Origin of the sequence: Streptococcus sp. 27098_8_109 (assembly GCF_041432295.1) — a bacterium.
Lineage (GTDB): Bacteria > Bacillota > Bacilli > Lactobacillales > Streptococcaceae > Streptococcus.
Map to the genome: position 1 here is coordinate 60,754 of NZ_JAPVZJ010000007.1, position 13,755 is coordinate 74,508.

A 13,755-nucleotide genomic window follows, 5' to 3' on the forward strand; every position below is an offset into this window, starting at 1 on the left:
ACCATATTCACATAAAAAAACGAACATTCTTATCCTAAAAAATGCTCATTTTTCTTAAATTATTAATCTAAATCTGGTTTATAGAAGGAACGATTGTCCATAGCGAAGATTTTATTGGTCATCTCTCCCTTATCCACCAAAGCAAGAGCTGTTGACATCATCATCATGCTAGCATCCAGATTGTCAATCATATGGATAATCTCTGCTTCCATAATGCGTGGACGTACTGGGCTTCCATACTCAAGTAGGCCGTGGTGACTGAGGATGACGTGACGAAGCAAAACGACTTCTTCCTTGGTATCATCGATGCCGAGTTCCATCACTGTCTTGGTAATTTCACTATCAATGAGAGCGATATGCCCAAGAAGATTACCTCGCACTGTATACTCAGTCTGGTCTGGTCCCGTCAACTCGATAACTTTGGCCAAGTCATGCAGCATAATCCCCGCATAGAGCAGGCTCTTATTGAGCTGAGGATAGATTTCGCTAATAGCATCTGCCAAACGCACCATGGTCGCCGTATGATAAGCCAAGCCTGTTTCAAAGGCATGGTGGTTGGTCTTAGCAGCTGGATAGGAGTAAAATTCCTTATCATACTTGGTGTAGAGCTTTCGGACAATCCGTTGCCAAACAGGATTTTCAATTTTAAAAATCATTTGCGACATATAGTCACGGATTTCCTTGACATCAACCGGCGACTTGACCTTGAAATCAGCTGGATCATTGGGTTCACCAGGCTGAGGCAGGCGAAGGGTAATTTGATTGACTTGAGGGGTGTTGTTATAAACTTCTCGGCGTCCTTTCATGTGGACAACCTTACCTGCTGTAAAGGCCTCAACGTTATGAGGTTGGGCATCCCAGAGTTTCCCTTCAATCTCGCCACTATCATCTTGGAAGGTAAAGGCTAGGTAATTTTTCCCAGCGCGAGTTTGTCTCAGGTCAGCTGATTTGATTAGGTAAAAGCCTTCAAACAGCTCATCTTTTTTCATGTGACTAATCTTCATATTCTTCCTCATCTTCTTGGAAATGGAGTAGATCAAGCGCAGGCTCACCTTCTGATAACTCAATGTGACGGAGCGTTCGCTCGATAGCTGTAGTGCGACGGTTTAATAATTCCTCAATATTGCCAGAGGCATGTTGGAGGTGTTTTTGTGCCTTAACCAAAATCCCACCAAACTTGCCAAACTCGGTCTTGACGCTAGCAAGAGTCTTGCTGATATGATCGGCACTTTTTTGAATATTAAGGGTTTTGAAGCCAACTGATAGGGAGTTAAGAAGAGCTGATAGGGTACTTGGACCTGCGACAATAATCTGCTCCTCCCTTCTCAAATCATCAAAGAAGACAGGATTGCGGACGATTTCTGAGTAGAGACCTTCTGTCGGAACAAACAAGATTCCAAAATTGGTCGTCCGAGGCGGTGCTATGTACTTGCTCTTGATATCCTTGGCAAAGCGCTTGACACTTGCTAGGAGTGACTTGCGACAGCGTTCAATATCATCCTTGTCACCTGCTTCATAGGCTTCTTCTAAGCGGTAATAATCTGCCAGTGGAAACTTGGAGTCAATTGGTAGGTAGACGTATTCCTGATCGCCTTGTCCGGGTAACTTGATGGCGTACTCCACTCGTTCACTAGAGTTTTCAACCGTTGCATATTCTCGTTCATACTGGGCAGGGGTCATGATGTCTTCGATGATTTGCCCCAGTTGCAATTCTCCAAGAATCCCTCGCGTTTTGGTTCCAGAGAGAACCTTGTTAAGGGCGCCGACATCGCGGGCAACTGTCTGCATTTCTCCAAGACCACGATTGACAGACTCCAGTTGTTTGGAAACTGTCTCGAAGGAGGCTTGTAAGCGTGTCTGCAAGGTCTTTTCTAGTTTTTCCTCGACTGTCTGGCGCATTTGTTCCAAACGTTGCTCATTTGATTCCTGCAGGGCTTGGAGACGTTGGTCAGTCTTATCCCTGGTTTGGAGGAGATTTTCCGTCATTTCTTGACGGACCTGAGTTAAGCCTTGGTGCAACTCGATTCGCACTTCTTGCAAACGGTCACTGACAGCCACTTCCAAATCTTTTTGGTCCAACTGGCTGGCTTGTCTGGCTTGTTCAAAACGGTAATCCAACTGGTCTGACAAGTGATCTGCCTGATCCTCCAAGCTCTTGCTGAGATGTTTTTCCTGCTTATCCTGCCTCTGCCAAATCAGAAAGAGTCCAGCTAGGTTGGCAATCAATAATAGAACAAGTAAACTTTCCATCCTACCTCCTGTCCTTACTATGTAGCACGACCACATAGCCATCTGGGCAAGTCACCGAAACTTCCCTATCTATATATTCGTTAGAAGCGTACACTTTTTTAAAGAAAAAATTTTCCTCTGTCAACTCATACTTGGCTCCGAGAATGGTCAGCTGACTATCCCGAACTGGCATAAAAGCTAGATAGTCATAGTCTAAACGAGGTTCTAGCTGACTGGTCCCTTCTGGACAATAGGCAATCAAGTTTTGCCCATCCTCAATTTCTATCTGACGCATATAAGGCGCCAACTTGGGATTGCTAGGAAGAAAAACATTGGCCAGCATGTGATCAATACGGCCACCCAAAGCACCGAAAATAGTAACCTCAGCCTGAGGATTTTTCTCAAAAATAGTCAAGAGAGCCAATTCCAAATCGGTATCATCTTTTTCTGGTCGGGCTTGAACAAAATACTGGGCACGTTTTTGAATCACCTGTCGCTCTTCTTCCGTCACAGAATCAAAATCTCCAACCGCTAGAGCAAGAGGTAGGTTTTCCTCCAAGACCCAGAGCGAGCCTCGATCCACACCAACAAAACCATCAAAGTCCGTCCGATAATGACCACGGTCTCCTCCTGCAAAAACGGCAACACTAGTCCAGTTGTTTTCTGAGAGTTTGTACTCGCTCATTGACATCTCCCTTAAAGACATAGGAACCTGCTACAAAAACGGTCGCACCAGCTTCTTTGGCCTGAGCAATAGTTTGGTCATCAATCCCGCCATCCACTTCGATTTCAAAGTTCAAACCTTTTTCATCACGAAGAGCAACTAACTCACGAACCTTATCCATAGTTTCTGGCAGAAAGGCTTGTCCACCGAAGCCCGGGTTAACCGTCATGACCAAGACTTGGTCAACTAGGTGAAGCACATGCTTTATAGCTTCAACTGGCGTACCAGGATTAATAACAACTGATGGCTTGACACCTAGAGAACGAATTTTTTGGAGGGCACCGTGGATATGAGGCGTTGCTTCCACATGGATACTGATAATATCCGCACCTGCACGCGCAAAGTCTTCCAGATGATACTCTGGATTAGCTACCATCAAGTGGCAGTCAAAGACCATCTTGCTATGAGGGCGAAGAGCTTCGACCACACCTGCACCAAAACTGATTTGTGGCACAAAATGCCCATCCATGATATCGATATGGGCATATTCTGCACCAGTTGCTTCTAGACGTTTGATTTCACGTTCAAAGTTGGCATAATCTGCTGCCAGAATTGACGGAGCAATCTTGTATTGAGACATAGGTTTCTCCTTATTTTGGAATTTTTTTGCTGACTTTTTTATAAGTTTCTCTGCGATTTTCAATCTCACTGAGGAATTGCAGGTAGTTGTCAAAACGGAAGGTGGCAATGGTCCCTTCTTCTATAGCAGGCTTAACCGCGCAAGCTGGCTCATGGGTATGGGTACAAGTGCGGAATTTGCAGTCTCGGCTGACACTGGCAATCTCTGGGAAGGCCTGATTGAGGTCTTCCGCCGTTGACACTTCATAGTCCAAGGATGAAAAGCCTGGTGTGTCTGCGATTTTACCCCCATTGAGATTGTAAAAACTAACAGCTCGAGTAGTGTGGCGCCCGCGACCCAGACTATCTGAGATTTCTCCTGTTTCAAGATTAAGGTCTGGTGCGATTTTATTGAGAAGAGTTGATTTTCCAACACCTGTCTGCCCCATGAAAACTGTAACCTTGCCTGTTAACAAGGGCAAAAGTTCTTCTTTACTGGTCACAAAGTCATAGCCGATGTCACCATAAGTCTGTTCATAAAAATCCAGTTCTTCTCTATCTTCCAACAAATCCATTTTAGAAATATAAACGATGGGATGGATTCCCTTGTGTTCCAAAAGAACCAAGAAACGATCCAGCAAATTGCTGTTAAAATCAGGTTCCTTGACGGACATGATTACTACAGCTTGGTCAATATTGACAATGGGCGGACGGACTAGGCTATTTTTGCGTTCGTGAATCTTGAGGATATAGCCTTCTGAATTTTCTTCGGCAGAAAAGTCGACCCAGTCCCCAACGTAAGGGGTATGACCTTTTTTACGGAAATTTCCACGCGCTCGTGTTTGATAGACCTGGCCATCACTTTCTACATAGTAGAACCCCGCCAAGGCTTTAATGATTTGTCCCTGCATCTTAGAGTCCTTGCCCTTTAAGTGCGTCTGCTAGGCTAGCAAACTCTGCCAAGCTGAGAGCTTCCCCACGTACACTTGGTGACAAGCCTGCTTGATCCAAAGCCTTGGTCAGCTTGTCCTTAACCTCTTCAGTCTTGCCAAAGTAACCTGTCAAGTTATTCCACAAGGTCTTGCGGCGATGGGTAAAACTAGCCTTGGAAACCTTAAAGAAGAAGTTCTCGTCTTCCACTGCTACGGCTGGCTCTGGACGACGCACCATTTTCAAGATGGCCGAATCCACATTTGGCGCTGGCACAAAGACCGTACGAGGCACGATAAAGGCAACCTTAGCTGTCATATAGTATTGAACAGCGATTGACAAGCTGCCATATGCCTTAGTGTTAGGCTGGGCTGAAATGCGGTCCGCCACTTCTTTTTGCATCATGACGACAAACTCACTAAACGGAATGCCACTTTCAATCAAGTGCATGAGAATAGGTGTCGTGATGTAGTATGGTAAGTTAGCTACTACCTTGATTGGCAGGTCAGGATTTTTAAAATTCTGGATATGTTGCGCCAAATTAACCTTGAGAATATCCTCGTTGACTACGGTCACATTGTCAAAATCACGCAAGGTATCTGCCAAAATAGGCACCAAACGGTGGTCGATCTCAAAGGCCATAACTTCTGCTGCACGCTCAGCCAAAAACTCCGTCAAGGCACCAATCCCTGGCCCGATTTCGATGACATTAACCTGGTCATCAATCTCAGCCGTATCCACGATTTTTTGAAGAATATTGGTATCCGTCAAGAAATTTTGCCCGAAGGACTTTTTAAAGGTAAAACCGTGACGCTCCAGCACTGCCTTGGTCACGCTGTAATCTGCAATTCTCATCTATTCTCTTTTCTATTATCTGTTACTTCTATTGTAACACATTCCCCTTACATTTGGGGTCTGCTTAGCTGTTCTCATAAGATTTCATAGCTTCTTCCACTTCTGCCAAGGTAACCCCAAACAACTCTAGGCGTTTGAGGAGTTGCTTGCCGTTGGAATAGCCAATTCGGAGAGCCTCTCCTAGATATTCTCGTCGCTTACGGCTGTCTGCCCCTGCTAGAAAACCAAGGCGAATCAAGTCGCTACGACTGATATCAAACTGACTCTCATGTTCAAATTGTTCTGTAATCTGAGCTAGAGCCATTTTCAGGTCTTCATAGCTGGCATGCTCAATTCCCAGAGAACGGCCCTTGGTCTTGGACTTGGGAACAGCTTCATCTCGTTTGAGGAAGGCATGCTGAACTGTTGGAATAGCCGTCATAATCATGCGACGAATCCGCTCCCCATTAAAATCTGGGTCTGTAAAGACAATGACTCCATGAAGCTCATGTAGGCGCTGAATACGTGCAATATCTTGCTCATTGATGGCAGAACCTCGTGTCTCATAGGTCTCTACATCGAAATAGCGTTTGAGATTGGCCGTATCATCGCGCCCTTCGACCACGATAACTTGGGAAATTTTTTCTTTCATTACTTGCTGTCCAATCCAAAAATTCGTTCTGCATTTGCAGTTGTTATCGCCGCTAGCTCTTCTGTCGTCATACCACGTAAGTCGGCGATAAAGTCCACTACATAGCGAGTGTAGGCTGTTTTATTTTCACGACCACGTTTAGGAACAGGAGCCAAGTAAGGCGCATCCGTCTCCACCAAAATCTTGTCCAAAGGAAGTTCTCTAGCCGCCTCTTGGATGTCGGTGGCCTTCTTAAAAGTCACCACTCCTGAGAAGGAAATAGTCATGCCAAGCGCGACAAACTTCTCTGCCCACTCAAGAGTCCCTGAAAATGAGTGCATAATCCCACCACGAGGACCAACGCCCTCACTTTTGATAATCTCATAGGTATCTTCCAGCGCATCACGAGTATGGACAACAAAAGGTAAATCCAAGTCCTTAGATAACTGAATCTGACGGCGAAAAACCTGCTCCTGCACCTCTTTTGGCGCTGTCATCCAATGGTAGTCCAAACCAATCTCACCTAAAGCAACAACCTTGGGATGCTTGAGCTTATCAAGCAAGTAGGCTTCAATCTCCTCCGTGTAAGTCCCTGCTTCTGTCGGATGCCAACCAATAGTCGCATAGAGCTGGTCATACTCATCTACCAACTCCAAGGCACGCTCAATCGTCGGTTTATCAAAACCAACAATATTCATCTGTGTCACACCCATCTCAGCAGCTAAGGCGATTTCTTCTGCCTCATGACCTGCAAATTCTTCTACATTCAAGTGTGTATGTGTATCAAAAATCATCTCTTCTAACCTCGTTTTCTATCTTCTATTATACCAAAAAACTGCCCTCTCTCCTCATCTGTACAAAATATTCTAAAATCCATCGTCGTCTCTTGACGCTATTTTCCCAAAGCAGTATAATAGCACTTATTGAAATTTTCAGAAAAGGAAAATACAATGTTTACAAAATTAAAACAGACCTTTATCGGTCGTCCTCTTAAGTCCTTAACAGAAGGCGAGGGAGGTCTGCTGGGAAAAATGCAGGCCTTGGCCATGTTGTCAAGCGACGCTCTATCTTCCATTGCCTATGGGCCTGAGCAAGTAGTCCTCGTCTTGGCTAGTCTCTCTCCTCTTGCGATATGGTGGAGTCTTCCTATCGGCCTCTTTGTCCTCCTGCTCCTAGCTAGCCTGACCGTCTCCTACCGTCAAATCATCCATGCCTACCCTCAAGGAGGAGGGGCCTATATGGTTACTCGAGAAAATCTATCTCCCGAACTTGGCTTAATTGCTGGAGGTAGTCTGCTGGTTGACTACATGCTGACTGTGGCGGTATCGGTGTCATCTGGAGCCGATGCTATCACAGCAGCTCTCCCTGCTCTCCACCCTTACAACCTCCACATTTCCATTTTTCTAGTTTGTTTGCTTATGCTCTTGAATTTACGGGGCTTAAAAGAATCTGCCAGTTCACTGATGATTCCTGTCTATCTCTTTATCATCAGTACTGTCTTTCTCTTGCTCTATGGAATCTTTCAACTAGTAACTGGTTCTCTCAGCTATCAGGCAACTTCTCCTATCGGGCATGCTGTACCGAGTCTGTCTATCGTTCTCATTCTAAGAGCCTTTACCAGTGGTTCTGCCTCTCTGACAGGGGTTGAAGCTATTTCAAATGCCGTTCCCTTTTTCAAGGCTCCGAAAGAAAAGAATGCAGCTCAGACCTTGACCATCATGTCACTGATTTTAGGTTTTCTGTTTGCTGGTATTACCTTCCTAAACTACTGGATGGGAATTATGCCGCAACACGGAGAAACCATCCTCTCACAGATGGCTCAAGGTATCCTTGGTAATTCCTTCTTAGGCCACCTTGGCTATTATACCTTCCAATTCTCCACAGCCTTAATTTTGGCCGTAGCTGCAAATACCGGCTTTTCGGCCTTCCCTATGCTAGCTTACAATATGGCTAAAAACAAATACATGCCCCATCTCTTTATGGAAAAAGGAGACCGCCTAGGCTACTCTAATGGAATTTTAACTCTGGCATTTGGGGCTATGATTCTTCTTCTCATTTTTAATGGCAATACCGAACGTTTGATTCCCCTTTATACTATCGGGGTCTTCGTTCCCTTCGCCCTATCTCAGACTGGGATGATTCGCCATTGGAAAAAAGAAAAAGGGACAAATTTCTTAAAACCTGCCCTTGCCAATATCCTTGGAGCCATCATTTGCTACGCTATCGTGCTGATCCTGCTCTTTTTCCGTCTCAGTGATATCTGGCCTTTCTTCCCGATTATTCTCGTACTCACCCTACTTTTCTTGGCCATTCACAGTCATTACCAAAAAGTGGCCCAACAACTACGTCTCTATGAAGGCATCGAAAAACGTACCTACGATGGCAATCTTGTCCTCGTCCTAGTAGGAAATGTCACCCGAGTTAGCGTCGGAGCCATTAACTACGCTCAAAGTATCGGTGATGAAGTCTTAGCCATGCACATTTCTACTAAGGAAACAGCAGAGAAAGACCAAGAAATTCTCCAAGAATTTGCCGATTACTTCCCAACCATTACTCTGAAGAACATCAAGACCAGCTACCGCGACATCATCACCCCTACTGTCAAGTATGTCAAACGAATCTCTGAGGATGCCCAGAAAAAGAACTATACAGTCACTGTCCTGGTACCCCAGTTTATCCCTAATAAACCTTGGCAAAATATCCTGCACAATCAGATGAGTCTTAAACTCAAATACGCCCTTCGTTGGCACCAAGACGTCGTTGTCGCTAGCTACTCTTATCACTTAAAAGAATAAAGAAAAGGCCCTACCAGAAGCAAGAAGCGTCTGGTAAGGCCTTTTTCTGAATCCAGCCACTATGCTTATACTCAATGAAAATCAAAGAGCAAACTAGGAAGCTAGCCGCAGGCTGCTCAAAGCACTGCTTTGAGGTTGTAGATGAAACTGACGAAGTCAGCTCAAAACACTGTTTTGAGGTTGCAGATAGAACTGACGAAGTCAGCTCAAAACACTGTTTTGAGGTTGTGGATAGAACTGACGAAGTCAGTAACATACCTACGGTAAGGCAACGCTGACGTGGTTTGAAGAGATTTTCGAAGAGTATTAACTGAAAAGCATGACTAGGAATATTATTGAATATGGTTAGCTAAATCTTCCTGAGCTTTTTTATTTGACTCAGCTTTTTCTTTTAGCCATTTTTCATAGAGTTCTTGGTACTGTTTAGCGGTTACTGGCTCTTTTTGCAATTCAACATATTTGTAGTTGTCCGCATTTCCCTTATGACCAACAAATGAGAATGGACCTGTAAACGGTACAGTCTTACGGAAGATTGGGTTAGCTCCACCACTTTGAACTGGTAGGAAGAGGGCGCTATCTGTCAACCAAGCTTGGGCTTCAGCATATTTTTCATAGCGAGCTTGAGTATCTGTGATTTCCGCATCAGCCTGATCCAAGAGTTTCTTGTAGTCAGCAAGACCAATCTTGTCCTTGACTTCCTTGTCTTTTCCTTCAGACAAGCCCATGTTTTTCAACTGAAAACCTGTCTCTGGATCAAGAATAGCTAGGTAAGTCTTAGGATCTGAGTAGTCTCCACCCCATCCTGAGATGTCGATATCGTAGTCTTTTTGTTCTGCTGTATCTGCAAAGTAGGTTGCTTGGTCTTTTTCATCTGGAGAAAGTTGGATAACATCGATAACTACATTCTCCTTACCAAGAGTTTCTTCCACTGTTTGTTTGAAAGATCCAGCCTGTTGAACATCCAACTTAGCAGTCTGGTCAACTGGCATATCCAAATGAATTGGGAAGGTTACTCCCTGTGCTTGCAGACTTTCTTTGGCCTTGGCAAACTTCTCTTTGGCCTTTTCAGGATTCAAGAAGGCTTGCTTACCATCGTTTAGATTGATGTTTGCCCAATCTTTACCGTAGTTGACAATTTTTTCATTGACAATATCACCAAAGTTCTTATCGCCAACTTGGACAAAGTTACTTGGTGTAATCGTGTTACGCAAGATACGGTCTGCTCCATCTTCACCATTTGTCTGTGCTGCATAAGCATGACGGTCAAAGGCAAAGTTGATAGCCTGACGGAAATCTTTATTTTGCATAGCTGCGCGTGAATCTGTCTTTTCCTTATCAGACTGTTTCATAGTTTGCTTGTAGCTTTGACGATTCACGTTGAAAAGATAATAGAAAGTAACTGAGTTTTGTGGTGTATAGGTAATCTTGTCCTCATTTCCCTTCTTGAGTTCAGCAAAGACTGAACTTGTTGGGAAGATACGACCATCTGTATAGTTACCATCCAAGAAACCTCTAGCAATGCTGTCTTGGTCAGAACCGTCAAAGAAAGAGAGTTTCACTTTCTCGATTTTAACATTATCCTTATCCCAGTAATTAGGGTTTTTATCAAATTCAATCAAAGATTTTGATGTGAAGGATTTAAACAAGTAAGGACCATTTGACAAAATACTTGATGGTGTCACACTTCCAAAGTCATCTCCCTGAGACTTCAAGAAGGCTTCATTTACAGGACTAAGGATACTTGCTGTTGTTTTAGAGTTCCAATAAGTCTCAGGTTGGTTGAGGGTGTATTGTAGTGTGTAATCATCCACCGCCTTAACACCAACAGTTCCAAAATCAGATGATTTCCCTTCAACATAATCTGCTAGCCCCTTGATAGAGTCTTGTACCAAGTACAAGTTTTCAGCTTTTTTATCAGCCGCATACTTAAGTCCTGTCACAAAGTCATGAGCGGTTACGTCCGCATACTCTTCTCCTTCAGAAGTGTACCATTTAGCTCCCTGACGGATCTTATAAGTGTAAGTCAAGCCATCTTTTGACACTGTCCATGACTCAGCCATAGATGGGATGAGATTGCCATACTGGTCATTTTCCAACAAACCATCAATCAAGTTGGTTGTGATACTAGATGTAGAGTCTCGTGTAGAGGTAATGTAATCCAAGGTATCAGGGTTACTGACAAAGATATAAGAGTATGTCTTGTCTGCATTGCTTGATTGGGATGACCCACATGCCGCTAGAGCTAGACCTGCTGTCAAAGCCATAGCTCCAAAAAGCATAACTTTTGATTTCTTCATGATTATTCTCCATTTTTTACAGTATGTGAAATATTATACACTATTTGAGCAAAAATATAAAGCCTTTTTGAACTTTTTTACAAAAATAAAAATCAGTAGACTCGAGTTCCTACTGATTTTTGTTATGGTTCGTTTGGATTATGCAGCCAAAACTTTGCGTCCTTTACGACGACGAGCTGCCAATACGCGACGACCGTTTTTAGTTGACATACGGTTACGGAATCCGTGTTTGCGCGCACGACGAAGTTTACTTGGTTGATAAGTACGTTTCACGATGAATACCTCCTCATAGATTTTGTATTCGTTTAGCCGGCTATAAAGTGATCAGTTACTAAACATACTTTACTATTCTATCTGATTCTTTCACTTTTGTCAATAGCTCTAGGCAAATGTTTCCAGCTTTTTAGCGCTTTTTCTGATGTAAGCCCTATCTACGATACTGTTTCAAGAAACGAGTCATCTTTTCTTGGATTTGGGCTAGTTCATCGACACGAGGAAGATAAACGATACGGAAGTGGTCTGGTTCCTGCCAATTGAACCCGCGACCATGAACTAATAGAACCTTTTCCTGCTTCAAGAAATCAAGGACAAACTGCTCATCATCATCAATACGGTACATATTGCGGTCGATTTTCGGGAAGATATAGAGCCCAGCCTTGGGTTTAACAGCAGACAGACCTGGAATATCTTGAATAGCATTGTAGATGAAGTTTCTTTGCTCGTAAATTCGTCCACCAGGAAGGAGCAATTCATCGACTGATTGGTGACCACCCAAGGAAGTTTGTACGACTTGTTGAGCCAAAACATTAGAGCAAAGGCGCATATTGGACAGCATATTAAGCCCTTCTATATAGCCTTTAACATGTGTCTTAGGTCCAGACAAGACCATCCAACCCACACGGAAACCAGCGATACGGTGAGATTTTGACAGACCATTCATGCTAACACAGAAGACATCTGGTGCCAAACTAGCCACAGGCGTATGCACATGTCCATCCATTACCATGCGGTCGTAAATTTCATCCGCAAAGATAATCAAATCATTTTGACGGGCAATCTCAATAATCTCCAGCAAGAGTTCCTTAGGATAAAGGGCTCCAGTTGGGTTGTTTGGATTGATAAGGACGATTGCCTTAGTATTAGAATTGATTTTTGACTTAATATCATCAATATCTGGATACCATTCTGCAGCTTCATCACAGATATAGTGAACGGCATTTCCTCCAGCTAGGCTGACAGCTGCTGTCCAGAGAGGATAGTCTGGCATAGGCACCAAGACCTCATCTCCGTTGTCCAAAAGCCCCTGCATGGACATAACAATCAGCTCACTGACACCATTTCCAAGGTAAATATCATCAATATCGACATTGGGGAATTTCTTCAACTGGCAATACTGCATGATAGCCTTACGGGCTGAGAAAATCCCTTTGGAGTCAGAATATCCTTCACTATCACGCGCATTCATAATCAAGTCATGAATGACCTCGTCTGGCGCTGTAAAGCCAAATTCTGCTGGATTTCCTGTATTCAGACGTAAAATCTTTTCTCCGTTTGCTCGCATCCGCATAGCTTCTTCCAAAACAGGACCACGGATATCATAAGCAACATGCTCTAACTTACTAGACTTGTTATATTCTTTCATCTTGTTTCCTCAATTCATCAGGATAGTAACATTATACCACTAGAAAGAGAATGCGACAAGTTTACTGAAATGTGTTACTAGTTTCGTATAGAAGAAAAACCTCGCTAAAAGCGAGGTCGAGACAGGGGAGATAGCAGGTATTTTGCGAAAGTCACATTACATACCAAAAGATAAACCTAGAAAAAGCAAGCCTAAAAAGGAGTCATAAAGAAGATTGAACATGAGGAAAAGTCCCCATATCATCAAGTAATCCCAACGCCCACTTCGTTTTGCAACTAGGAATAATATCAGATGGTAGAGTAGGTGAAAGACTAAAAAGCCAATAAAACCTGGATAGAGAAATGGAATCAGCCTCTCTAATTGCCAGATCATAATCACTTCTACCAAGACCGAAACTAGGATGATTCCATAATAAAGGAAATTTGAATTTTTTGTTTCTTGAAAAGCGTTTTTCATCATTCTCCCTCCCTTCACTTCTTTCCTGCTATCCTTTCTTTTATTTTATCATATATTTATATAGATTTTAATCGCTAACATTCTTTTGAAAAATACTTTTTTTGCTTTACTTCTATAGTGAAAAGGTTTACAATTATAGTAAGAAAATTTCAGGAGGTTTCATTATGGCACAACGTTACCAAAATATCATGGTCGCAATCGATGGTTCTAAAGAAGCGGACTTGGCTTTTGTCAAGGGAGTTCATTCTGCTCTACGAAACGACGCTAAACTCACCATCGCCCATGTCATTGACACACGCGCACTCCAAAGCGTATCCACCTTTGATGCTGAAGTTTACGAAGAACTCCAAGTCGACGCTGAAAGTTTGATGAAAGAGTACGAAAAACGTGCTAAAGATGCTGGTGTGGCAGATGTTCATATCGTCATTGAAATGGGAAATCCAAAGACCCTACTAGCGCGTACCATTCCCGATGCTGAAGAAGTGGACCTCATCCTTGTTGGCGCAACTGGTCTCAACGCCTTTGAACGCCTCTTGGTCGGTTCTTCATCTGAATACATTCTCCGCCATGCTAAGGTCGATTTGCTGGTTGTGAGAGAACAAGAGAAAACTTTGTAATAACGAAGAAAAGGAGCTCAGCGCTCCTTTTTGTTTACTATT

14 protein-coding genes are annotated in these 13,755 nt (G+C 43.4%); 2 read left to right on the forward strand and 12 right to left on the reverse strand.

The window, feature by feature from the left end; translation table 11 throughout:
• Positions 1-62 precede the first annotated feature (62 nt).
• The 8 genes from O3664_RS04360 to O3664_RS04395 form a co-directional block, all read right to left on the reverse strand.
• On the reverse strand, positions 63-1,004 hold the full coding sequence (locus tag O3664_RS04360; protein ID WP_000703197.1) for a 3'-5' exoribonuclease YhaM family protein: 942 nt from the start codon (positions 1,002-1,004) through the stop codon (positions 63-65).
• Positions 994-2,250: a DNA recombination protein RmuC gene (gene rmuC / locus O3664_RS04365; RefSeq protein ID WP_371613673.1), complete on the reverse strand. Its 1,257-nt coding sequence runs from the start codon at positions 2,248-2,250 to the stop codon at positions 994-996. Before rmuC ends, O3664_RS04360 begins: the two co-directional genes overlap by 11 nt.
• A 1-nt stretch (position 2,251) precedes the next feature.
• Positions 2,252-2,914 (reverse strand): thiamine diphosphokinase, encoded by a 663-nt coding sequence (locus tag O3664_RS04370; RefSeq protein WP_143952519.1) that lies wholly within the window; start codon positions 2,912-2,914, stop codon positions 2,252-2,254.
• Complete coding sequence (gene rpe / locus O3664_RS04375) at positions 2,877-3,533, reverse strand: ribulose-phosphate 3-epimerase (protein WP_371613674.1); 657 nt, start codon at positions 3,531-3,533, stop codon at positions 2,877-2,879. Before rpe ends, O3664_RS04370 begins: the two co-directional genes overlap by 38 nt.
• Before the next feature lie 10 nt (positions 3,534-3,543).
• Positions 3,544-4,422 carry a ribosome small subunit-dependent GTPase A gene (gene rsgA, locus O3664_RS04380; protein WP_371613675.1) on the reverse strand — a complete coding sequence of 293 codons (879 nt, stop codon included), beginning with the start codon at positions 4,420-4,422 and terminating at the stop codon, positions 3,544-3,546.
• Position 4,423: 1 nt separating this feature from the next.
• Positions 4,424-5,296: a 16S rRNA (adenine(1518)-N(6)/adenine(1519)-N(6))-dimethyltransferase RsmA gene (gene rsmA, locus O3664_RS04385; protein WP_001216850.1), complete on the reverse strand. Its 873-nt coding sequence runs from the start codon at positions 5,294-5,296 to the stop codon at positions 4,424-4,426.
• 64 nt (positions 5,297-5,360) lie between these two features.
• Positions 5,361-5,927: a ribonuclease M5 gene (gene rnmV, locus O3664_RS04390; RefSeq protein ID WP_000659993.1), complete on the reverse strand. Its 567-nt coding sequence runs from the start codon at positions 5,925-5,927 to the stop codon at positions 5,361-5,363.
• Positions 5,927-6,700 (reverse strand): TatD family hydrolase, encoded by a 774-nt coding sequence (locus O3664_RS04395; protein WP_033684736.1) that lies wholly within the window; start codon positions 6,698-6,700, stop codon positions 5,927-5,929. The genes rnmV and O3664_RS04395 overlap by 1 nt, the downstream gene beginning before the upstream one ends.
• 156 nt (positions 6,701-6,856) lie before the next feature.
• On the opposite strand from O3664_RS04395, the gene O3664_RS04400 reads away from it, so the two are divergent.
• On the forward strand, positions 6,857-8,701 hold the full coding sequence (locus O3664_RS04400; RefSeq protein ID WP_000494451.1) for an APC family permease: 1,845 nt from the start codon (positions 6,857-6,859) through the stop codon (positions 8,699-8,701).
• 332 nt (positions 8,702-9,033) lie between these two features.
• On the opposite strand, the gene O3664_RS04405 is transcribed toward O3664_RS04400, so the two are convergent.
• From O3664_RS04405 to O3664_RS04420, 4 genes are all read right to left on the reverse strand, one after another.
• The gene (locus O3664_RS04405; protein ID WP_084928180.1) at positions 9,034-10,998 is read right to left on the reverse strand and encodes a peptide ABC transporter substrate-binding protein; all 1,965 of its coding nucleotides are present in this window, start codon (positions 10,996-10,998) and stop codon (positions 9,034-9,036) included.
• A gap of 138 nt (positions 10,999-11,136) precedes the next feature.
• Positions 11,137-11,271 carry a 50S ribosomal protein L34 gene (gene rpmH / locus O3664_RS04410; protein ID WP_000831905.1) on the reverse strand — a complete coding sequence of 45 codons (135 nt, stop codon included), beginning with the start codon at positions 11,269-11,271 and terminating at the stop codon, positions 11,137-11,139.
• 154 nt (positions 11,272-11,425) lie between these two features.
• Entirely contained in the window at positions 11,426-12,640 is a 1,215-nt protein-coding gene (locus O3664_RS04415) for a pyridoxal phosphate-dependent aminotransferase (RefSeq protein ID WP_084928181.1), read from the reverse strand.
• Between the two features lie 156 nt (positions 12,641-12,796).
• Positions 12,797-13,099: a hypothetical protein gene (locus O3664_RS04420; RefSeq protein WP_371613676.1), complete on the reverse strand. Its 303-nt coding sequence runs from the start codon at positions 13,097-13,099 to the stop codon at positions 12,797-12,799.
• A gap of 161 nt (positions 13,100-13,260) precedes the next feature.
• Here O3664_RS04420 and O3664_RS04425 point away from each other — a divergent pair, with 161 nt between their 5' ends.
• Positions 13,261-13,713 carry a universal stress protein gene (locus O3664_RS04425; RefSeq protein ID WP_000079148.1) on the forward strand — a complete coding sequence of 151 codons (453 nt, stop codon included), beginning with the start codon at positions 13,261-13,263 and terminating at the stop codon, positions 13,711-13,713.
• Positions 13,714-13,755: the final 42 nt, after the last annotated feature.

Coding starts and splice junctions, on each gene's coding strand:
- O3664_RS04420 (WP_371613676.1), bottom strand. CDS start 13,099: ATGATGAAAAACGCTTTTCAAGAAACAAAAAATTCAAATTTCCTTTAT.
- rsgA (WP_371613675.1), bottom strand. CDS start 4,422: ATGCAGGGACAAATCATTAAAGCCTTGGCGGGGTTCTACTATGTAGAA.
- rsmA (WP_001216850.1), bottom strand. CDS start 5,296: ATGAGAATTGCAGATTACAGCGTGACCAAGGCAGTGCTGGAGCGTCAC.
- O3664_RS04400 (WP_000494451.1), top strand. CDS start 6,857: ATGTTTACAAAATTAAAACAGACCTTTATCGGTCGTCCTCTTAAGTCC.
- rnmV (WP_000659993.1), bottom strand. CDS start 5,927: ATGAAAGAAAAAATTTCCCAAGTTATCGTGGTCGAAGGGCGCGATGAT.
- rpe (WP_371613674.1), bottom strand. CDS start 3,533: ATGTCTCAATACAAGATTGCTCCGTCAATTCTGGCAGCAGATTATGCC.
- O3664_RS04405 (WP_084928180.1), bottom strand. CDS start 10,998: ATGAAGAAATCAAAAGTTATGCTTTTTGGAGCTATGGCTTTGACAGCA.
- rmuC (WP_371613673.1), bottom strand. CDS start 2,250: ATGGAAAGTTTACTTGTTCTATTATTGATTGCCAACCTAGCTGGACTC.
- O3664_RS04370 (WP_143952519.1), bottom strand. CDS start 2,914: ATGAGCGAGTACAAACTCTCAGAAAACAACTGGACTAGTGTTGCCGTT.
- O3664_RS04360 (WP_000703197.1), bottom strand. CDS start 1,004: ATGAAGATTAGTCACATGAAAAAAGATGAGCTGTTTGAAGGCTTTTAC.
- O3664_RS04415 (WP_084928181.1), bottom strand. CDS start 12,640: ATGAAAGAATATAACAAGTCTAGTAAGTTAGAGCATGTTGCTTATGAT.
- O3664_RS04425 (WP_000079148.1), top strand. CDS start 13,261: ATGGCACAACGTTACCAAAATATCATGGTCGCAATCGATGGTTCTAAA.
- O3664_RS04395 (WP_033684736.1), bottom strand. CDS start 6,700: ATGATTTTTGATACACATACACACTTGAATGTAGAAGAATTTGCAGGT.